The organism is Maribacter litoralis (assembly GCF_003075045.1).
GTDB lineage: Bacteria > Bacteroidota > Bacteroidia > Flavobacteriales > Flavobacteriaceae > Maribacter > Maribacter litoralis.
The window spans coordinates 190,965-212,852 of sequence record NZ_QCZD01000004.1; the positions used below are offsets into that span (position 1 = coordinate 190,965).

The 21,888-nt window shown below is 36.5% G+C and carries 16 protein-coding genes; 15 read left to right on the forward strand and 1 reads right to left on the reverse strand.

The features are described from left to right. Positions 1–3 precede the first annotated feature (3 nt). The 10 genes from DCS95_RS16465 to DCS95_RS16510 all read left to right on the forward strand — a co-directional run bounded on the left by DCS95_RS16465 (position 4) and on the right by DCS95_RS16510 (position 16,141). On the forward strand, positions 4–1,881 hold the full coding sequence (locus DCS95_RS16465) for a RagB/SusD family nutrient uptake outer membrane protein (RefSeq protein WP_116771888.1): 1,878 nt from the start codon (positions 4–6) through the stop codon (positions 1,879–1,881). 67 nt (positions 1,882–1,948) lie between these two features. Continuing rightward, entirely contained in the window at positions 1,949–5,293 is a 3,345-nt protein-coding gene (locus tag DCS95_RS16470) for a VCBS repeat-containing protein (RefSeq protein ID WP_116771889.1), read from the forward strand. Between the two features lie 2 nt (positions 5,294–5,295). Further along, positions 5,296–6,657, forward strand: coding sequence for a phosphatase PAP2 family protein (locus DCS95_RS16475; protein WP_116771890.1), 1,362 nt, complete (start codon positions 5,296–5,298; stop codon positions 6,655–6,657). Beyond that, positions 6,647–8,332, forward strand: a complete 1,686-nt coding sequence (locus DCS95_RS16480) for a CRTAC1 family protein (RefSeq protein ID WP_116771891.1) — start codon at positions 6,647–6,649, stop codon at positions 8,330–8,332. The genes DCS95_RS16475 and DCS95_RS16480 overlap by 11 nt, the downstream gene beginning before the upstream one ends. A 129-nt stretch (positions 8,333–8,461) precedes the next feature. Next, the gene (locus DCS95_RS16485) at positions 8,462–8,986 is read left to right on the forward strand and encodes an RNA polymerase sigma factor (protein WP_116771892.1); all 525 of its coding nucleotides are present in this window, start codon (positions 8,462–8,464) and stop codon (positions 8,984–8,986) included. An 11-nt stretch (positions 8,987–8,997) separates the two neighbouring features. After that, positions 8,998–9,411 carry a hypothetical protein gene (locus DCS95_RS16490; RefSeq protein WP_116771893.1) on the forward strand — a complete coding sequence of 138 codons (414 nt, stop codon included), beginning with the start codon at positions 8,998–9,000 and terminating at the stop codon, positions 9,409–9,411. A gap of 84 nt (positions 9,412–9,495) precedes the next feature. Continuing rightward, positions 9,496–10,101 carry a TetR/AcrR family transcriptional regulator gene (locus tag DCS95_RS16495; RefSeq protein ID WP_116771894.1) on the forward strand — a complete coding sequence of 202 codons (606 nt, stop codon included), beginning with the start codon at positions 9,496–9,498 and terminating at the stop codon, positions 10,099–10,101. Beyond that, positions 10,102–11,442, forward strand: a complete 1,341-nt coding sequence (locus DCS95_RS16500; RefSeq protein WP_116771895.1) for a TolC family protein — start codon at positions 10,102–10,104, stop codon at positions 11,440–11,442. Between the two features lie 25 nt (positions 11,443–11,467). Beyond that, positions 11,468–12,634 (forward strand): efflux RND transporter periplasmic adaptor subunit, encoded by a 1,167-nt coding sequence (locus DCS95_RS16505; RefSeq protein ID WP_116771896.1) that lies wholly within the window; start codon positions 11,468–11,470, stop codon positions 12,632–12,634. A gap of 6 nt (positions 12,635–12,640) precedes the next feature. Then, a complete protein-coding gene (locus tag DCS95_RS16510) occupies positions 12,641–16,141 on the forward strand; it encodes an efflux RND transporter permease subunit (protein ID WP_116771897.1) in 3,501 nt (1,166 codons plus the stop codon). A 72-nt stretch (positions 16,142–16,213) separates the two neighbouring features. Here the strand turns inward: DCS95_RS16510 and DCS95_RS16515 are convergent, their stop codons facing one another. Continuing rightward, a complete protein-coding gene (locus DCS95_RS16515; protein WP_116771898.1) occupies positions 16,214–16,561 on the reverse strand; it encodes a toxin-antitoxin system YwqK family antitoxin in 348 nt (115 codons plus the stop codon). Positions 16,562–16,821: 260 nt separating this feature from the next. Here DCS95_RS16515 and aspS point away from each other — a divergent pair, with 260 nt between their 5' ends. The 5 genes from aspS (at position 16,822) to DCS95_RS16535 (ending at position 21,871) form a co-directional block, all read left to right on the forward strand. Beyond that, positions 16,822–18,576, forward strand: a complete 1,755-nt coding sequence (aspS, locus tag DCS95_RS16520; RefSeq protein WP_116771899.1) for an aspartate--tRNA ligase — start codon at positions 16,822–16,824, stop codon at positions 18,574–18,576. Between the two features lie 128 nt (positions 18,577–18,704). Next, complete coding sequence (locus DCS95_RS16525) at positions 18,705–18,968, forward strand: hypothetical protein (protein WP_116771900.1); 264 nt, start codon at positions 18,705–18,707, stop codon at positions 18,966–18,968. Positions 18,969–19,075: 107 nt separating this feature from the next. Beyond that, positions 19,076–19,252 carry a hypothetical protein gene (locus DCS95_RS20300; protein ID WP_164674223.1) on the forward strand — a complete coding sequence of 59 codons (177 nt, stop codon included), beginning with the start codon at positions 19,076–19,078 and terminating at the stop codon, positions 19,250–19,252. Continuing rightward, a complete protein-coding gene (locus tag DCS95_RS16530) occupies positions 19,224–20,051 on the forward strand; it encodes a tetratricopeptide repeat protein (RefSeq protein WP_116771901.1) in 828 nt (275 codons plus the stop codon). Before DCS95_RS20300 ends, DCS95_RS16530 begins: the two co-directional genes overlap by 29 nt. Before the next feature lie 35 nt (positions 20,052–20,086). Continuing rightward, entirely contained in the window at positions 20,087–21,871 is a 1,785-nt protein-coding gene (locus DCS95_RS16535) for a chloride channel protein (RefSeq protein ID WP_116771902.1), read from the forward strand. Positions 21,872–21,888: the final 17 nt, after the last annotated feature.

A 21,888-nucleotide genomic window follows, 5' to 3' on the forward strand; every position in this document is an offset into this window, starting at 1 on the left:
ATCATGAAAAAAGGAAAATTAGTACTCTTAGGCTTACTAGCGCTAGCGTTAGTACCTATTTCGTGTAATGAAGATTTTTTAGAAACGCAACCATTAGATTCTATTTCGGCAGATGCCACTTGGTCAGATGGTACGTTAGCACAAGCTTTTGTATTTAATGTATACGCATCTCTTGGCTATGGAGGGTTTGAGGAAGAAGGCTTGGCTTCATTAACAGACGAAGCAATGTTTACACACTCCGGTAGAGGAGTAAATGTTATCACAGAAGGTTCACTTTCACCATCAGGTACAGGAAATGTGAATATCATTCCACAATGGAACGAGCTATATTCAGCTATACGTAAAGCGAATATTGCCATACAAGAATTACCTAATTCAACTTTCGATGACCAAACGTTAAAAGACAGGTTATTGGGTGAAGCTCATTTTCTAAGAGCATATTATTACCATCAACTAATGCGTTATTACGGTGGCGCACCACTAGTTGATGTAGCATACGGCTTAGACGACGATTATTCAATTGCAAGAGGCACTTATGCTGAAAATGTAGATTTTGTAATTAGCGACCTTGAACAAGCTATATCTCTTCTAGACGGTAAAGAAGTTACTCCTGGTAGAGCATCGATGTTAAGCGCTATGGGGTTAAAATCTAGAGTTTTAACATATGCCGCAAGTGATTTACGCGACGGTCCTACTGCCAGCGCTAAATCAGCTACATTGAGCGGGTATTCAAATTTAGAATTAGTGGCTTACACTTCTGGGGACAGAGATGCAAGATGGACTGCCGCCAAAACTGCTGCCAAGGCGGTTTTAGATGCAACCACTGGTTATAAATTAGATTTGACAGAGCCAGCAAGTGCAGAAGAAGCTACACAGACATATATCTCTATTGCTATGGGAGGTGGAAGTGCTGTAGGCGATGCTGCCGCAAGATCCGAACTTTTATTTGAAAGAACGCATTCAGCATTATTTACCGAAGAAAGTAATTGGCCATTAGGTGGTATTCACCAAGGGATCAACAACGGTCCCAACGGTTACCATAACTGGGCGGGTAATACACCTATTCAACAATTGGTAGACGACTATCAAATGATGGACGGTTCTGATTTCGACTGGAGCAATGAAGAACACGCGTCTGCACCATACGAAAATAGAGACCCAAGACTGGCAGCCACTATCCTTTATGATGGTGCCCCATGGAAACCTAGACCAGACGATGTAGCGTCAATTGACCCATATGATGAAATACAAACTGGTACCTATGCTGATGGTAGCGGAGGTATTATACCTGGTGTAGATATGCGAGATTCGCCAATTGAAAACTGGAACGGAAGTAGAACTGGGTATTATGTACGCAAGTTTATCGATCCAGACCCAGCATTGGTCGACAATCAATCAAGTGCACAAGTGGTTCCTTGGCCGTTTATTCGATATACCGAAATCGTATTGAATTATGTAGAAGCTTCTATTGCCCTAGGTGATGAAGGCGAGGCAAGAAATTGGCTGAACAAAATTCGTTTTAGAGCAGGTATGCCGGCAATTACCTCATCAGGCACAGCGCTTTTAGAAGATTATATCAATGAAAGAAGAGTTGAATTGGCATATGAAGAACACAGATACCATGATGCAAGAAGATGGATGATCGCTGATCAAACTTTGGGCAGGGGCATTAAGGTTATGAAAGTAACAGCAACCCTTAAAGCCGGTGCAACACCAAGAACTCCTTATCAGTATGACACATCTGTATATGATTACACCTATACCGTTGTAGACAATAATGATAATGAAACCAGAACTTGGGACGACAAGATGTATTTCATGCCTATTAGTAGAGATGAGATCAATAGAAATAACCTTTTGATTCAGAATCCAGGTTATTAGTTTAGTTTAAATTGAGTTAAATTAAAGATCTATTCCTTTTTGGAATAGATCTTTTACTTTTAAACAAATGACAAAAAATCTAATCTTCTATATTCTTATAATTTTCTTATTACATCAAAGCTGTACAGAGAAAGTTAAAAAAGATGAAACCTCTTCAACAATTAACAAGATTGAAGAACCCTCCCTATTCACTCTTTTATCCGAAGATGAAACGAAAGTAACTTTTCAAAACACCTTAAAAGAAGGTTTAAATGCCAATGTATTGGTATACGAATACCTATATAATGGCGGTGGTGTCGCCACAGGAGATTTTAATAATAATGGTTTACAAGATTTGTATTTCACTTCTAACATGGGTGAAAATAAATTTTATTTAAATGAAGGTAATTTATCATTTAAAGATGTTACATCAATTTCTAAAGTTTCGGGCAGACCAGGTCCTTGGAAAACCGGTATTACATCTGCCGATGTTAATGGTGATGGAAAATTGGATCTATACTTATGTTATTCTGGAGCGTTGCCAGATGTAAAGCGTAAAAATCAACTTTTTATAAATCAAGGTAACGACACCAATAACATACCCATTTTCAAAGAACAAGCGGAAGAATATGGTCTAGCTAGTGCTGCATTTAGCAATCAAGGCTATTTTTTCGATTACGATAAAGATGGCGATTTAGATATGCTATTACTAAATCATAACCCAAAATCTTTACCTGTTTTAAACGAAATGAGCACAAAAAAGTTTTTAAAGAAAGACGATCCATTACAAGGCATACGCCTTTTTGAACAAACAAATAACAGGTTTGTCGACGTTACCGAAAAAGCGGGTATTAGTGGGTCTGCACTCACTTACGGCTTGGGCATTGGTATAAGTGATATTAATAATGACGGGTGGCAAGATTTTTACGTATCTAATGATTACACCGTACCCGACTACCTGTATATCAATAACAAAAATGGCACATTTACAGACCAACTGGGTGATCAAATGGGGCATACAAGTCATTTTTCCATGGGCAATAATGTAGCCGATATTAATAATGATGGATTACAGGATATTTTCACTTTAGATATGCTCCCTAAGGATAATAAGCGTCAAAAGTTATTATTATCCCCTGATAATTATGAAAAATTCGATTTAAACATTAGAAGTGGATTTCACCATCAATACATGCGTAACATGTTACAATTGAATAATGGTGATAATAGCTTCAGTGAAATTGGACAACTTTCTGGCATATCCAATACCGATTGGAGTTGGGCTCCACTATTTGCAGATTTCGATAACGATGGTTTTAAGGATCTATTCATTACCAACGGATATTTTAGGGACTACACCAATTTAGATTTCATAAATTACATGGACAGTTACGTAAAATCTAAAGGTAGACTACAACGACAAGATGTATTGGAACTCATTAAAGAAATGCCAGCTTCTAACCTAACAAATTTTTATTATTCCAATAAAGATGGCGTCAATTTTACGGATCAGACCATAGAAGCAGGTACAAATCAGCCTGCCAATAGTAACGGTGCCGTTTATACAGATTTAGATAACGATGGCGATTTAGACTTAGTGATCAACAATATTAATAAGCCCGCCTTTATTTATAGGAACGATACACCTAAAGACACCGACAACTTTATAAATATTCAATTAAATGGTAATAACAAAAACACAAAAGGTATAGGTACAAAGGTTAGTATTTTTACCAATGGAAAAACACAGGTAGTAGAGCAAATGCCCACCAGAGGTTATCTCTCTACCGTATCTTCAGTTCTACATTTTGGGTTGGCAAACGCAACTACTATAGATTCTTTAGTGGTAGTATGGAATTCTGGAAAAACCGAAACTATTAAAGACCTTTCAACAAACCAATTGATTGTATTGGATGAGGACAATGCCAATACAAATGTTAAGTCTCATAAAAGAGCAAAGCCTTTATTTTCACCTGCCTCTAACGCTATAGATTTTGTACACCAGCCTTCAACAGTTAATGACTTTAAAAGACAGTCGCTTTTACTAAAGCAGCTATCGCATACCGGACCACCAATTGCTAGTGCAGATTTAAATAAAGACGGATTAGAAGATGTTATTATCGGCGGTGGAGTTGACCAACCAACTTCTATATATCTTCAAAATACCAGAGGTAATTTTAAACAAAAATTGAATACAGATTTTGAGAAAGACAAAGCATATTATGATGCCGATATTGCAGTGCTTGATGTAAATAATGATGGTTATTTAGATATTTATGTAGGCAGTGGCGGCTACCATCACTTGACCGCCAATGATCCTCTCTTGCAAGACAGACTTTATTTGGGCGACGGCCAAGGAGGTTTTTTGAAAATGAAAAAATCCTTACCAAAAATATCCACAAGTACCGGCTCAGTTACATTCTCAGATATAAACAATGACTCATTTCCAGATATTTTTGTTGGAGGATATATTACTCCGGGTCGTTTTCCCGAAATACCTAGAAGTTACATTCTCATTAATGATGGAAAGGGAAATTTTTCGGATAAAACGGATGTAATTCAGCCAAGTTTAAAAAATATAGGCATGGTTACAGACTCCCAATGGGTAGATATAGATGGTGACCAAAAAGAGGATTTAATTGTAGTTGGCGAATGGATGCCTATTAGTATATACTTGAACAAAAATGGAAAGTTGACCCCTGCAACAGATCAGTTTTTTGAAAAACCTCACTCTGGATTATGGACAAGCCTTCAGGTTACAGACCTTAATAACGATGGTAAACCCGATATAATTGCTGGAAATATTGGCACAAACACACAATTTAAAATTAGTACCGAAACTCCGGCAGAATTGTACTACTCTGACTTTGACAACAACGGTTCAGTAGATCCTATTCTCAATTTCTACATCGATGGCATTAGCTATCCTTATGTTACAAGAGATGAACTACTTGGGCAACTTGCCAGTAAAAGGCAGGTTTTCAATAGTTATGAGAAATATGCCGATGCACGTTTAACAGATATATTTAATGAAACCGATTTGAAAAAAGCGAAAAAATTAACTGTTCATCATCAAGAAACCACATTGTTCTTAAGTACTGAAAGTAAAAAATTTAAAACCACAACATTACCTACGCAGGCACAGTACGCCCCGGTGTCTGAGATCATAACCTCAGATTTTAATCAAGATGGCAACAAGGACATTTTACTTTTAGGTAACGATGATAATTATAAATTAAGAATTGGTAAGTTCGACGCCAATTACGGTACGCTGTTAATGGGTAATACTAACGGAACATACAATTACATTCTCCAAACTCGATCAGGTCTCTCCATAACAGGAAGCAATACACATGCTGTGCTTATAGGCAACCAATTGATATTAACCAGTTATGGTGCTCCCACTAAAACTTATATATTAGACGCTAAATAACGATGACCATATTCTTTACAAACAAAATAGGTAAATCTCTTTTAATCTTACTTCTTCTAATAGTAACGGCATGCTCTACCAAAGAAGAGCAAAAAATGAGCGATAAAGAGGTTGTATTAAAATGGGCGAACATGACTTTGTTCATTACTAGACACACGCCTTCCAACTCACCCACTTTCGCATCCAGAGCTTTTGGATATACCGGACTCACCATGTATGAATCTGTAGTGCCAGGCTTTACCGAATACAATACCATGAACGGCCAGTTGTTAGGGTTAGAAAAGCTACCTCCGATTGACGATAAAAAAGAGTATGATTGGGTATTGGCCCTAAATGCAGGTCAATCAGAAATATTAAAAAATATATACGTTCAAACATCCGAAGAAAATATTCAAAAAATAGATTCTCTAGAGCAAGTTATTTACAATCAATTTCAAAAAGAAGTTGAAAAAGAAACGGTTCAGCGCTCGGTAGATTTTGGAAAAGCTATTGCCAATGCAATTTTTGATTGGTCTAAAACAGATGGTGGCCATAGAGGGTATCTTTTCAATTTTGACAAAACCATGATTCACCCAGACAGACCCGGTGCATGGAAACCCCCACTGTTCGCACAATCATTCAGTCATCATCCCTTACACCCACATTGGGGCGAGAATAGAACATTTGCTTCCATGAATAAAGAAGTAGAAGATCCAAAGATGATTCCATATGACACTACACCAGGTTCTCCTTATTATGAACAATTTGAAAATGTATACCTAAAAGATCTTGAATTAACCCAAATAGAAAAAGAAGCGGCAATTTGGTGGGGAGATGATCCAGATGTTAGTTTTACCCCACCCGGTCATTCGTATTATTTTACAGCACTTGCCGTAGAAGGCCATGATATCTCACTTATTGAAAGTACACAGGTATTTGCACAAGTAGGTATGGCGGTAGCAGATGCATTTATAAATTGCTGGAAATGGAAATATCAATTCTTTACCGAGCGACCTAATACATTTGTACCAAAATATATTGATGAAGAGTGGGAGTCTTTTTGGCCCGACCCGCCGTTTCCTTCTTTTCCATCAGGGCATGCGATACAAGCGGCAGCAGCGGCCACTGTTTTAGAACATAATTTTGGTAAGGAATTCACTTTTACCGACAGAGCTCATGAAGGAAGGGAAAGAGATGAATTGAAGGAAACTGATTTTGTAATTCGTACGTTCCATTCTTTTTGGGAAGCCGCACAAGAAACAGCTGATTCAAGATTTTACGGCGGTATACATACTCAACTGGACAATGAAGTAGGTTTAGAGAAAGGCAAAGTAATAGCTAAGAACATTTACAACTTAGAATGGAGAAAACCTCATGAACAATAACACCAAAACATTCATAAACCACCTAGTTTTATCCATTTTTTTCTTTGGATGGGTTAGCCATGCACAACAATTTACAGATGTTACAGAAGACTCGGGTATAAATCACCAATATGAGGTATACGAAGGAACTTTTGGTGGAGGTGTTACCGTTTTTGATTTCAATAATGATGGTTTTGAAGATCTTTACATCACCAGCGGTATAAAAGATGATAAATTATACTTGAACAACGGCGATGGAACTTTTAAAAACGTTTTTGAAGGATCTGGTCTTGAGGTTACCAGTAAGTATGTTACACAAGGCGTAGTAAGTGCCGATGTTAATAGAGATGGATTTAGAGATTTATTCATAACCACGATCACTACTACCGATGGTAAGAATATTATTCCAAGGGCAAAAAATCTATTGTTCTTAAATAATGGAGACTCCACCTTTAAAGATGTTACTAATGAATACGGATTAGAAGATTTAAATTCCTTCAGTACAGGTCCAAGCTTTGGCGATATTGATGCCGATGGTTACCCAGATTTATTTGTGGGCAACTATTTTCAAGAATTTACCGGTAAATTGGGAATCATAAAAGACGCTACCATAGTTAGTGCCAACCAAACAGCTAAAAGTTATCTATTAAAAAACGAAGGTGGCAAAAGTTTTGAAAATGTATATGATGACTATGCTCTAGGCCATAAAGGATTTGGATTTGGTGGTGTATTCACCGACTTTGATAATGATCAAGATCAAGACCTTTTGGTAAACCAAGATTTTGGGTATAAAGCAGTACCGAATTTTCTATACCAAAATGAATATCCTAATGAGCATTTTGAAGACGCAAGCAAGCAAACCGAAATGGATTTGAAGATCAACGCCATGGGAGCTGCTGTTGGAGACTTTAATGGTGATGGGTGGATGGATTATTACATTACCAATATCAAGTTCAACATGCTCATGGAAAACCAAGGCAATGGAAGACCATTTGAAGATAAAGCAAAAGAATTGGGCACGTATAATTTAGCCATTAGTTGGGGTGCCAATTTTGCAGATTTTGACCATGATCAAGATTTAGATCTGTTTGTGTCTAACGGAGATCTAAATCCTAATTGCACACCCATGGGCAATTTTTATTTTGACAACAATGATAATACCTATACCGAAAAAGGCAGGGAACTTGGCATTAACGATTATGGTATTGGCAGAGGTTCAGTCATTTTTGACATGGACAACGATGGGGATATGGACTTATTGGTCGTAAACCAAAAACCTATTTTAAACTACCCTATAGCATCTACAACACGTCTTTTTAGAAATGACATAGCCACCGAAAACTGGTTGAAAGTGGCATTAAAAGGTGTACAGGCCGAATCGAACGGAATAGGTTCAAGGGTAACGGTAATTACCAAGGGAAAAAGATTAATTAGAGAAATAGATGGTGGTGGATCCAGCCATTTGTCTCAAAACTCCGTCATTGCACACTTTGGATTAGGAGCAAATACAAAAGTAGACTCCGTTATTGTAGATTGGACTGGTGGCAATACTCAAGTATTAACTAATGTTGAGACTAACCAACAACTACAGATCATAGAAATTGCCCAACCCAAAAACAATCAAACTTATGTTTGGTATCTTCTGGGTGTGCTTATTTTAATAATTTCTGGTATATATTTATATCGCAAAAAATAAACACAACTACCTGATTATATTATCTTTACCGTCAATTAGATTTCCCTTTTAAAAAAATCTTTCCTAAAAATGCAATAGGTTTTAACTTCTTCGTCTTTATATATGAAGACCAATTGAAAATATTCTTGGATGTCATCCAACCAAAAAGATAACAAGAACCTGAATAGTTTTTTTGAAGAAGAATATGGCTCGATCAAGTACTATATTCAATCTAAAATTAAACAAACATCTGAAAGTGATGCAGAAGACATTATACAAGATGTTGCATTACGTATTTTCTCTAGACCTATTGACGCATTACCTATACATAACATTGGCGGTTATGTCTATAATGCAGTTAAAAATAAGATAACAGACATATTGCGCACTAAAAAATCGCGCTTAGATGACCAAGATCAACTAGAAGAACTTTGGACGGATTTCACCAACCTATTCTATGATGAAACTTCCAACGAATATCCCCATCATGTTCGCGAAAAGCTAAAGATTGCAATTAGTGAACTAAAACCTTTGTATAGGGATGTTATCATCGCAGTAGATTTTGAAAATTACAGTTACAAAGAAATTGCCTCTGAAACCGGCATACCACAAGGCACACTTATGTCTAGGAGACATAGGGCATTATCAATATTACTTAAAAGTATAGAAAATTAAAAAATAGCATTATGAAATCTAATTTGGAAAAAAACATGGAAAAATCAGTGCAACATTACGTGTACAAGGCGTTTAAAATTCTCTTTTTTGTTTTACTAGGTCTCGCTATAGCTTTTTTAGTGGGCTACATTGTCATGCGCCTATGGAATTGGCTTATGCCAAATATTTTTGGATTACCTCAAATAGATTATTGGAAAGCAATGGGAATACTTCTTTTCTCCAAAATAATCTTTGGTTTTGGAGGTGGAGACGGACCAGGTAACAAGAAAAAGAACAAGCGTAAAAAGTTCGCAAAATTTGACCCATGTAAACCTGTAAGAAATGACTTTTCTAAATGGAAACATTATGATGAATTCTGGAAAAATGAAGGAGAACAAGCCTACAAAGACTATGTTGCTAGAAATGAATCTATAAACAACGGATGATCTTTCCAAATAACATTAACAAATTGTAAAACTTAGGAAACTTTTGAAGTTTCTAAAGTTTCCTGATGTATATTTGCAGTCGTTATGAAAGAAAAAATAAGGGATACTGCTACACAGCTTTTCTTGGAACGTGGTTTTAAAAGTATAACCATGGACGATATTGCCAATGAAATAGGCATGTCTAAAAAAACTATATACAGCGAATATGAAAATAAGACATCGCTCGTAGAAGATTGCGTAATGGCAAAATTTTGCGTTCTTAATGAGGGTATAGATCTAATAATAGCAATGGAAAAGAATGCTATTGAAGAATTATACGAGATCAAAAGATTTGTAATGTCTCATTTAAACAACGAAAAAAGCTCCGCACAGTTTCAGTTAATGAAATACTATCCAAAAATTCATAAATCGTTAAAGCATCTACAATTTGAAAAAATGCATAAGTGTGTGCTTTTAAATGTAGAACGCGGTTTAGAACAAGGGCTTTTTAGAGACAACGTAAATCCTGAATTTGTAGCTCGAATATATTTTAGCGGTATGAATACCATTAAAGATCAGAACATTTTCCCCTTAGACCTTTTTCCCATCTCTGAACTTATGGATTCATTTTTAGAATACCATATAAGAGGAATCGTTACCCCTAAAGGAAAAGCCATATTAAACAACATCATCAATTCAAATCAAGAATAAATGCGAAATCAATTAGTAATTTTAATCACGGTACTAGCTCTCAATTTAGGCTATTCACAAGAGCAGACGTACACCTTCACATTAGAAGAGGCCATTCAATTTGCCTTAGAAAACAACTACACTGCCATAAATGCCAACAGGGACATCATTGATGCCCAAAAGCAAAAATGGGAGACAATAGCCGGTGGTTTACCGCAAATAAACGGATCAGTTGGGTACCAAAACCAACTAAAGCAACCTGTTACGCTTTTACCTGCGGAATTAGTAGGTGGTGCAGCCGGAGAATTTATTCCCGTAGTATTCTCGCAACCACAGTCTATGACCGCTACTGCAACGTTGACCCAACAGATTTTTGACGGCTCATACATTGTAGGGGTACAAGCAACTAAAGCTTTTTTAAGTTATAGTGCCAATAACAAGGAAAAAACAGAACTAGATGTTAGACAACAAGTAGTAGAGGCATATGGTAATGTACTTTTGGCAGAAGAATCGGTTGCTATTTTAGAAAAGAACAAGGCCAATCTCGAAAAAAATCTTTACGAAACCAGCAAACTTTACGAAAACGGCTTAGGAGATGAAGAAAGCGTAGATCAACTACAGATTACACTTTCTTCCATAGAAAATCAATTACAAAATGCATTAAGGTTAAAAGATATAACCCTACAAATGCTGAATGTTAGCATGGGCTTAGATTTAAATGCTCCAACACAGTTAACAGAAAATCTAGAAGATCTTACCGTTTCTAAAATGGACCTAGGTATTCTAAGTACGGCATTTAACATCAGTGAAAATGTAGATTATAAACTTGCAGAAAATTTAAACGAACAACGCTATTACGAGTGGAAACTAGCTCGAAGCCGTGCTTTACCAACCCTAAATGCGTTTGTAAACTACGGCAGTTCTGCATATTCAGAAAGTTTCGACTTTTTTAGTGGAGACCAAGAATGGTTCGATTCTTCTATACTAGGTTTCGATTTGAATATACCTATTTTCAGTTCTTTAAAACGTAGTGCCAGTACTCAACGTGCAAAAATTGCTTTAGAAAAAGCTAAAACACAGTTGACCGAAGCAGAACAACAAATTAGATTACAGTTAGAGAATGCCAAAAACAATTATACGTTGGCCATAAATAATTATGAAACGGCAAAACAAAACCTTTTACTCTCTGAGCGTATTGAAAATAAGAACCAAATTAAATACAAAGAAGGTTTGGCAACTAGTTTTGAGCTTAGACAGGCACAAACCCAACTATATACAACACAACAAGAATTTTTACAGTCTATGGTTGAGGTTATCAATAAAAAGACCGAATTAGAAATTATACTAAATACAAAATCCTAAATAGTCAATCATAAAAAAAACAATCATGAAAAAATTACCAATTTTACTAATTGCCGTCATAAGCCTTTACTCATGTGGTGGTAAAGATCAATCGGTAGCTGAAATTATTTCGGAACAAAATCTTGAGGCAATCAGAGCCAAGAAAAATGAAATAACTACACAGCAGAAACTAATAGATGCCCAACTTAAATCATTGGACTCTGCAATTGCTATTTTAGGAAATGAAGAGAAATTGCCTTTGGTGAATACGCTAACGGCAAAGAAAGAAGTGTTTAACCATTACTTGGAATTACAGGGAGATGTTAGCACCAAGCAAAATGTACTGATCTACCCAGAAATGGCAGGTACCTTGCAAAGGGTACATGTAAAAGAGGGCGACCGTGTAAGCAGAGGACAAGTTTTGGCTACTATTGACGATGGTGGTCTGTCTAGCCAGTTAAACCAATTAAAAACCCAGGCATCTTTGGCTAAAACCACTTTTGAGCGTCAAGAACGTTTATGGAACCAGAATATTGGCTCTGAAATTCAATACCTACAAGCGAAAACCAATTATGAGGCGGCAGAAAACATGGTGTCACAAGCAGAAAGCCAATTAGGTAAATCTACCATTAGAGCTCCTTTCTCAGGTATTATTGATGATGTAATCAAAGATCAAGGTACGGTAGTAGCCCCAGGTCAAGGATCAGAAGTATTTCGTATTGTCAATTTATCTGATATGTACATTGAAGTTGAGGTACCAGAGGCCTATATAGGTAATGTGACAAAAGGTAAGGAAGCCTTGGTTTACTTTCCTGTTTTAGGTGATAGTATGGTTACAAAGATTAGGGAGACCGGAAATTTCATCAACCCGGCAAACCGATCATTTGAAGCTGAGATACCGGTACCGAATAAGGAAGGTAAAATTAAACCCAACCTTACCGCAAAAGTGAACATTAACGATTATACCAGTGAAAATGCCATTTTAATACCTACGAGTATCATTTCTGAAAATGCAGAGGGAGAACAATATGTTTTTGTTGCAGATGAAGCAAGTGCAGAAGGAGAATCGATAGTAAAAAGAACAATTATTACCACAGGTAAAACGCAAGGTGCAGAAATAGAGGTATTAACTGGTTTAAATGACGGAGACCATATTATTAAAGAAGGCGCTAGAAGCGTTAAAGATGGTCAGAAAGTTAAAATCAAAAAATAAAGATCGATGAGTAAAGTAAAAAAGAACGCCGATAAGGAATTCGGTCTTTCATCATGGTCCATAGATAACCCGTCGGTTATTTATGTTATGATAGCCATTTTTCTTTGGTTAGGCTTCAGTGCGTACATGGCTATGCCCAGAGAAGACTTTCCTGAAATCATAGAGACTAAAATATACATTAGTACCCCATATCCTGGTAACACCGCAGAGGATATTGAAAAACTAATAACCGACCCTTTAGAAGATAGGCTAAAGAATATTAGCAATGTTGTAGAGATTGTTTCTACTTCTCAAGAAGATTACGCCATTTTAACCGTAGAATTTGATGAGGACATAACTGTAGAACAAGCCAAACAAAAGGTAAAGGATGAAGTAGATAGTGAAAAAGCAAGTGAAGATTGGCCAACGTTTAACGGCGCAAAAGTAGAACCCAATGTTTTTGATCTAAATTTCTCAGAAGAAGTGCCGATCATGAACATCAATTTTACGGGAGACTATCCTGTGGAGAAATTGAAGGAGTTTGCCGAATATCTACAAGATGAAGTAGAAGATCTACCAGAAATTAAGCAGGCAGATATACGTGGTGCACAAGACCTTGAAGTTGAAGTAGGTGTGGATGTCTACAAGATGATGGCTGCTAAAATAAGTTTCCAAGATGTCATCAGCGCCATAAGTAATGGTAATATGACCATGTCTGCAGGTAACCTGAAAACAGTTGGTCAAAGACGTACCATACGTATTCTTGGTGAAATTGAAGACCCAAAAGAATTGAACAATTTTGTAGTCAAATCTGAAAATGGCGCAGTTTATCTTAAAGATATCGCTACGGTTAATTTTCATGCTAAAGATAAAACTACCTATGCCCGTGAGTTTGGCAATAATGTAGTAATGCTCGATGTAAAGAAGAGAGCGGGTAGAAATGCGATTTCTGCCGCTGATAAGATCAAAGAACTGGTTAAAAAGGAAAAAGCGGAATACTTTCCATCGGATCTAAATATTTCTATTGCCAATGATTCTTCTACGCGTACATTGAACCAAGTAGATGATTTGGTGAACAATATCATTTTCGGGATCATTCTTGTTGTTACCGTATTAATGTTCTTTTTAGGATTTAGAAACGCACTCTTCGTTGGTTTTGCCATACCGATGTCAATGTTCATGTCATTCGTAATTTTATCATGGCTCGGTTATACGCTAAATACCATGATTCTTTTTGGTATGATCATGGGCTTAGGTATGTTGGTTGATAATGGTATTGTGGTAGTAGAAAACGTATACCGTTTAATGGACGAAGGTCTTTCTAGAACTGAAGCTGCCAAAAAAGGTATTGGCGAAATAGCCTATCCCATTATTATTTCTACGGCAACAACGGTAGCAGCCTTTGTACCTTTAGGATTGTGGCCTGGTATTTTCGGGCAGTTTATGATCTATTTTCCAATTACACTTTCTGTAGTATTGGGATCGTCATTGTTCGTGGCAATTTTCATGAACTCCATGTTGGTTTCCAAATTCATGAGTACAGATGAAAAAGAACTGACCTTAAAGCAATTGATCAGAATGAGTATTATTCTAGGTGGACTAGGAATATTAATACTGATTTCTGGTGGTGCCATGCGTGGCTTGGGTTCTGTGTTGATATTGACCGGAATCATGTTCTGGGTATATAAATACGTTATTAAAGGTGCCGCAATCAAGTTTCAACGTAAAACCATGGTACGTTTTGAAAACTGGTATGAAAAACGACTAAAACATGCCCTTAGAGGCAATAATGTGTACTGGTACTTTGGTATTACATTTTTAATGTTGATCGGTGTCTTTATGCTTTTTGGAATGTCTGTAGGTAGTGGTCGTACCAAAATTGAATTTTTTCCCGACAACAAACCAAATGAAATTTATGTGTATGTAGAATACCCTGAAGGTACTTCTATTGAAAAAACCAATGAAATTACCAAAGAAGTAGAAAATCAGGTATACGCCATAATGGATGACCCTAAATACAAAAAGAACGGGGAAAATTTTATGATGGCTTCTGCTGTTTCAGTTGTTGGTGAAGGTGCAGGTAATCCGTTAACAGATGGTGGTTCTTCTGCAGAAATGCCACATAAAGGAAAAGTTACCGTAAACTTTAGTGAATACAAATACAGAGAAGGGTTAAATACCGAAGATATTAGAGCACGGGTGCAAAATGCATTACAGGGTATTTATCCTGGTGTTGCCATTTCGGTAGAAAAAGATGCCAATGGTCCACCAGCTGGTTTTCCTATCAATATTGAATTGGAAGGTAGTGATTATGATGAATTGATCAACACCGCCGAAGACATTAAAAACTTTATCAATACCAAAAATATTGCTGGTATTGAAGAGCTAAAAATTGATGTCAATAAAGGCAAACCGGCAATGCAAGTAATCGTAGATCGTGAAAAAGCGGGTGAACTTGGCGTTGCTGTTGGTCAAGTAGGCAACCAATTAAGACGCTCTATTTTTGGTGAAAAGGCAGGTGTTTATAAAGAGGACGGAGAAGATTATGATATCAATGTTCGCTTCAATGAAGATTTAAGGTATAATAAAAGTGCTTTGTTCAACCAGAACATCATTTTTAGAGACCCTTCTAACGGTCAAATAAAAGAAATTCCTATTTCTGCGGTAGCCAAGGAAAAAAACACGTCGGGCTTTAGCGCTATAAAACACCGCGATGGTAAACGAGTAGTAACTATTTATTCCGGATTAAAACCTGGCTTTACCGATGCCGGTGCTATTGTAGCTGAAATTCAAAATGAAATGGAAAGTTTCGATGGTACACCCGCTACTGTCAAAATAGATTATACCGGTCAGTTGGAAGAGCAAGCGAAGCAACAGGCATTCTTGGTAGGTGCCTTTTTCTCAGGATTAGGATTGATTATGCTTATTCTAATATTCCAATTTGGTGGTATTTCTAAACCATTAATTATTATGATCGCTATTTTCTTAAGCTTCATTGGAGTATTTGGAGGTTTAATGATTACCGGATGGTCTTTCGTAATTATGATGACCATGATGGGTATTATCTCTTTAGCAGGTATTGTAGTGAACAACGGTGTAGTCCTCTTAGACTATACACAAATATTGATCGATCGTAAAAAGATTAGGTTAGATATGGAAGATAGTGACCTATTGACCATTAATGACGCTACCGATTCTATGATCGTTGGTGGTAAAGCAAGGCTTAGACCAGTAATATTAACAGCGATCACTACTGTATTAGGCTTGATTCCACTAGCTATAGGTTTAAATATTGACTTCTTTTCTTTGTTCTCGGAATTTAATCCTAAGATTTACATGGGAGGTGACAATGTAGTCTTCTGGGGACCATTGGCATGGACGGTTATCTTCGGTTTATTGGTAGCCACCTTTTTAACCCTTATTATAGTACCGGTACTCTTCAATATAGTTTATCGTATAAAAATTAAGCTAAGAAATTGGGGCAGTAATAGTACTGATACTACCGAACAAATAGAAAGTGCAGCATAGGTATATTAAATAATAGTCCATAAAAAAGCCCGTATCAAAATTGATACGGGCTTTTTATTTGAGTTAGTTAACTTATTTATTGCTTACAACAGGATCCTTAGCACTTGCTTGTGTAACACTTGCTATTCTATTGTTATCAAAATTTACTTCGTTTATTACATCGCCTTCCCAAAATAACCATTTACCGGTTCTTACCCCGTTGTCATAATTACCCATGGCAATTTTTTCTCCTTTTTCGTTGAACATTTTCCACTGTCCATCTAGCTTTTCATTTACAAAATAACCTTCTTGAGACTTCTCTCCATTTGCGTGAAAGTATGTAGCTTTTATTTTATCTCCATCTTTTACAAAGGTGGGATCAACTTGTGCGTACGCTCCTAACGATAGTGCCATTACGGCTAAAATTAAAATCTTTTTCATGATATATATTTTTTTTGGATTATTGTTTTACAGTATTGTAACGTGATAAAGATACAATTATTTTGCAATTAATCAATGTTTAGATAACTTTTACGTAACATTAAATTTACATTGAAAGCATAACACATTGTTTTACAGTATATTTACATATTTAACTTATACGACTTCCCTAAAACCGGTCATCGAATAAAACCTACCTTTTATATAGACCTATAATGAAATAGACTTCTTAAATTTGCCCTTTCATTAAAGCACATGTTATGTATAGAAGCCATTCCTGCGGGGAACTAAGAGAATCACATATTGGTACAACTGTTACCCTTTCTGGGTGGGTTTCCAAAACCAGGGACAAAGGTTTTGTTGTTTGGGTAGATATACGTGATCGTTATGGTATTACACAATTGGTACTTGATGAAGATCGTACTAATGCAACACTTTTAGAACAAGCTAGAAATTTAGGTCGGGAGTTTGTAATTCAAATAAAAGGTGAAGTTATTGAAAGAGCTTCCAAAAATGCAAACATCCCAACGGGTAATATTGAAGTTTTGGTATCTGAATTAACCATATTAAACGAATCTAAGACTCCGCCGTTCACTATCGAAAACGAAACCGATGGTGGTGAAGATCTACGCATGAAATATAGGTATTTAGACATCCGTAGAAAACCTGTACAGAACAACCTTATATTTAGAAGTAAGGTAACTATGGAAGTTCGTAAGTTTTTATCTGGTGAAGGTTTTATAGAAGTAGAGACGCCGTACCTTATAAAATCAACACCGGAAGGTGCCAGAGATTTTGTGGTACCAAGTCGTATGAACGAAGGACAATTTTATGCCTTGCCGCAATCACCACAAACCTTTAAGCAATTGCTAATGGTTGGTGGTATGGATAAGTATTTTCAAATTGTAAAGTGCTTTAGAGATGAAGATTTACGTGCCGACAGACAACCTGAGTTTACACAAATAGATTGTGAAATGGCATTTGTTGAGCAAGAAGATATACTTAACGTATTTGAAAACTTGACAAAATACCTTTTGAAAGAAGTAAATGGTTTTGAAATCGAGTCGTTCCCAAGAATGACCTATGATGAAGCTATGAGCAAATATGGTAACGATAAGCCAGATATTCGTTTTGGAATGGAGTTCGGTGAATTAAATGCCGTTGCACAACATAAGGAATTCGGAGTTTTCAATTCATCTGAACTTGTAGTTGGTATAGCCGTACCAGGTGCAGCCTCTTACACACGTAAAGAATTAGATGCCTTGGTAAACTGGGTAAAACGTCCACAAGTTGGTGCCAAAGGAATGGTCTATGTAAAATGTAACGAAGACGGAAGCTATAAATCAACCGTAGATAAGTTTTACGACCAAGATGATTTGGCTAAATGGGCAGAAATCACCGGTGCTAAACCAGGGGACCTTATATGTGTACTTTCTGGAGATGCCAATAAAACAAGAACACAGTTAAGTGCCTTACGTATGGAAATGGCTACAAGACTAGGGCTAAGAAAACCAAACGAATTTGCACCATTATGGGTAGTAGATTTCCCATTATTGGAACTTGATGAAGAAACCGGTCATTACCATGCCATGCACCACCCGTTTACCTCTCCTAAACCAGGCCAGTTAGAATTATTGGAAACCGATCCAGGTGCAGTACGCGCCAATGCTTACGATTTGGTATTGAACGGTAACGAAATTGGCGGTGGATCTATTCGTATTCACGATAAAGAAACACAGGCGACCATGTTTAAGCATTTAGGGTTTACTCCGGAAGAAGCAAAAGCACAATTCGGGTTCTTAATGGATGCCTTCCAATACGGTGCACCACCACATGGCGGACTAGCATTTGGTTTAGATAGACTCGTAGCTATTTTAGGCGGACAAGAAACTATTAGAGATTTTATCGCCTTCCCTAAAAACAATAGTGGTCGTGATGTAATGATCGATGCCCCCGCAGCTATTGATAACGAGCAACTGAAAGAATTGAATTTAAAGTTAGATATTCAAGAATAGTTCATCTTGATCAATTTATAATTAAAAATCCTGCCACTGTGCAGGATTTTTTTGTTTTCTACTAGTTTCTATTTATTCATTAAAATAAAGCACTATTCATGTAAGGTATTTTTTGTTAAATTCACTTTGTGAAAAAATGGGTTAAAATTTTATTGTTTAGTTTATTGGGTATCCTACTCATATTAGGGGTTTTTGCGGGATATTTTTACTACAAGTTCGAGAATGCATATGACACCACCGATAGACCTTATAAAAATTATGTAGGATATATTGATCAGGAAAAAGCCCTATTAAATGATGTTTATTCATTATGTGATGATGGCGGTATATATCATACGTATAGTAGTGCGGGTTTAGATGCATACGCAAATACCAAAAGCAATTTAGAATAAACTTAGCGGAGAGTTACCAAGGAGATACTTTTAATGATTCAGGATATATAAATTTTCGATTTTTGGTTAATTGTGAAGGAAATCCAGGATGGTTTGAAATCATTCAAATGAATCTTGACTTAGAAGAAACTGAACTTGATTCTAATATGGTAGACTCCCTCTTTTCATTTACGGCTTTATCCAAAAATTGGAAACCATTAGAATTCAAAGAAGAGCCTGGCAATTATTACATGTACCTATCATACCGAATAGAAAATGGAAAAGTGGTTGAAATTATTCCTTAGTTGCTTTATACTATTATTATCAATTTCTTGCACAGATAATGGTAATGAAAAAGATGCTAGAACTTTGGCTGAAGAAAGATTTAAAGATGCTATATTTTTTAGACAAGGCTCAGTTGCTTTTCAAAATGGTATAGCTGAAGCTGTAGCTATAGACTCAACATATGAACCTGGGGTTTATGAGCTTTCTGTAGCCGACCTAAAACGTGGATTACCACATAAATGGTTGCCTCAATATAATAAAGCTGTAAAACTAAATCCTGTGCAACGTATACCTTGGCGGGGTTACCTCTACTTATGGTTTTATAGAGATTATGAAAAGGCTATCGCAGATTTTAATGCATCAGATACAATTACCTCATATTTAGATTATCCACAAGGGCATAGTGTCGATTTTTGGCGCGGCATAGCCTATTTAGGCGCAAAAGACTATGATAATTCTATTGCTTATTGGGACAAACACATTACTAAAGAAACAGAAGATTCGGGTGAAGATTGGGTAGAGCTAGAAGCTTTTCTTTACAGAGGGATAGCCTATTTTGAATCTGGTAATACAAAGAAAGCAAATGAGAATTTTGACAAAGTTATTCAGTACTTTACCAGCTCTGCAGATGCTAAATATTACAAAGCACAGCTATTATTAAATGAAGGCCATAAAAAGGCAGCTTTAAACATGATCGAAGATACCATTGTAGATTTCAACAACGGCTATTATAACAATAGAGCTTATGTTGAAACACTCCGTCAAATTTACCTATTAGATTTAGAAGAACTAAAATCAAAAATCATAGCTAGTAATTAAATACCTTTGACCCCTAATAATGTTATGGCTCAACCATGCCCATTCAAACGAACAACTTCTTAAAGCGAATTTATAAGTGGAGATATAAGAACATCTCCCAAAAGACCTTTATTTATATCTTAAGTGTAGTTGTGGGTCTTTTAGCTGGTTTAGCATCGGTAACCCTAAAAAACATTACCTATTTCATTGAAGCATCTCTTGAAAAAGGAATCATTTTCTCTAGTAATCAGCTGTATTTTATCCTCCCTATCATTGGACTGACATTGGTTTATTTGTATGTAAAATTTGTACATAAAGAGAAACTAAAGCACGCCGTATCATCGATCTTATTTTCCTTATCAAAGAACAAAGGTCATATTGACGTTAAGCAAGTATACACCCAATTGATTATAGCTCCATTAACGGTTGGTTTTGGTGGTTCGGTGGGGTTACTGGGACCAGCAGTGGCAACTGGAGCGGCAATTAGTTCAAATCTTGGTAGGCTGTTTCATATTAACAGTAAAACCCGTTCCCTATTGATTGCCTGTGCATCGGCAGGTGCGATATCGTCAATATTTCAATCACCCATTGCCGCCATTATTTTTGCGGTAGAAGTATTTAGCCTAGATCTTACTATGATATCTATGCTTCCCCTATTATTGGCCTCTATTAGCGGCGTACTTACCTCCTATTTTTTTATGGGTAATGAGATATTGTTCAACTTTTCTATCAATGAACCATTTCAAGTTAAGGATACACTATTTTATATTGTTCTTGGTGTAGGTACAGCGGTAGCGTCTATCTATTTTACAAAAATGTATTTTGGTATCATCAACCTATTCAAACCGTTGAAAAGTCCAAAATATCGCCTTTTGGTCGGTGGGTTGGCTATTGGTATAATGCTTTATATGATACCACCATTATACGGTGAAGGTTTTTCCTTTATAAACGACCTTTTGAAAGGTGATCATATTAGCGCATTAGGAAAAACACCGTTAGACGCATATATCGATAATATTTGGGTCGTAATTGCATTACTGTTCGGCATAACCATTTTTAAGGCCGTGGCGATGACCACTACATTGGCAGCTGGTGGTGCAGGCGGAATTTTTATACCCACCATGGTAATGGGCAGTGCGTTAGGTAATGTAGTAGCAAAGTTGATCAACAATTCTGGTTTAGGGTTTTCTGTATCGGAAAGTAACTTTACGTTGATCGGTATGGCCGGTCTTATTGCAGGTGTGCAACACGCACCCTTGACCGCAATATTCCTCATCGCTGAAATAACAGGCGGTTATTCCTTATTTGTTCCATTAATGATTACCGCATCAATTTCATATATCATCACCAAAAACACCGTTGATTACACGATTTACACAAGAGAATTAGCAGAAAGTGGTGAGTTGTTGACCCATAACAAGGATCAAGCAGTATTAACCTTAATGGATTTGGATTCCGTTATAGAGACGAATTTTAAAACCGTACATCCAGAAATGACCTTGGGAGAAATGCTACATGATTCGGTCGCAAAATCTACCCGAAACATATTTCCTGTAGTTGACACCAATCAGAAATTTTTAGGTATTATACTTTTAGATGATATTAGGGAATTTATGTTCGATACAAAATTGTATAATACTACCAAGGTTGAAACCTTTACCCATAAAGCACCCGATCATATATATTACGGTATTGACACCATGCAAATAGTCATGCAAAAATTTCAAGACAGCGGCGCTTGGAACTTACCTGTGGTGAAACATGGAAAATACATGGGCTTTGTTTCAAAATCTAAGTTATTGACCGCCTACAGAAGAGAACTTATAAGGTTTACAAAGTAAGCTTTGACGATTAAAAT

What these genes read in the sequence shown, in the direction of transcription:
- DCS95_RS16465 (WP_116771888.1), top strand. Translation starts at nt 4, where the DNA reads ATGAAAAAAGGAAAATTAGTACTCTTAGGCTTACTAGCGCTAGCGTTA.
- DCS95_RS16470 (WP_116771889.1), top strand. Translation starts at nt 1,949, where the DNA reads ATGACAAAAAATCTAATCTTCTATATTCTTATAATTTTCTTATTACAT.
- DCS95_RS16475 (WP_116771890.1), top strand. Translation starts at nt 5,296, where the DNA reads ATGACCATATTCTTTACAAACAAAATAGGTAAATCTCTTTTAATCTTA.
- DCS95_RS16480 (WP_116771891.1), top strand. Translation starts at nt 6,647, where the DNA reads ATGAACAATAACACCAAAACATTCATAAACCACCTAGTTTTATCCATT.
- DCS95_RS16485 (WP_116771892.1), top strand. Translation starts at nt 8,462, where the DNA reads ATGTCATCCAACCAAAAAGATAACAAGAACCTGAATAGTTTTTTTGAA.
- DCS95_RS16490 (WP_116771893.1), top strand. Translation starts at nt 8,998, where the DNA reads ATGAAATCTAATTTGGAAAAAAACATGGAAAAATCAGTGCAACATTAC.
- DCS95_RS16495 (WP_116771894.1), top strand. Translation starts at nt 9,496, where the DNA reads ATGAAAGAAAAAATAAGGGATACTGCTACACAGCTTTTCTTGGAACGT.
- DCS95_RS16500 (WP_116771895.1), top strand. Translation starts at nt 10,102, where the DNA reads ATGCGAAATCAATTAGTAATTTTAATCACGGTACTAGCTCTCAATTTA.
- DCS95_RS16505 (WP_116771896.1), top strand. Translation starts at nt 11,468, where the DNA reads ATGAAAAAATTACCAATTTTACTAATTGCCGTCATAAGCCTTTACTCA.
- DCS95_RS16510 (WP_116771897.1), top strand. Translation starts at nt 12,641, where the DNA reads ATGAGTAAAGTAAAAAAGAACGCCGATAAGGAATTCGGTCTTTCATCA.
- DCS95_RS16515 (WP_116771898.1), bottom strand. Translation starts at nt 16,561, where the DNA reads ATGAAAAAGATTTTAATTTTAGCCGTAATGGCACTATCGTTAGGAGCG.
- aspS (WP_116771899.1), top strand. Translation starts at nt 16,822, where the DNA reads ATGTATAGAAGCCATTCCTGCGGGGAACTAAGAGAATCACATATTGGT.
- DCS95_RS20300 (WP_164674223.1), top strand. Translation starts at nt 19,076, where the DNA reads ATGAATCTTGACTTAGAAGAAACTGAACTTGATTCTAATATGGTAGAC.
- DCS95_RS16530 (WP_116771901.1), top strand. Translation starts at nt 19,224, where the DNA reads ATGGAAAAGTGGTTGAAATTATTCCTTAGTTGCTTTATACTATTATTA.
- DCS95_RS16535 (WP_116771902.1), top strand. Translation starts at nt 20,087, where the DNA reads ATGCCCATTCAAACGAACAACTTCTTAAAGCGAATTTATAAGTGGAGA.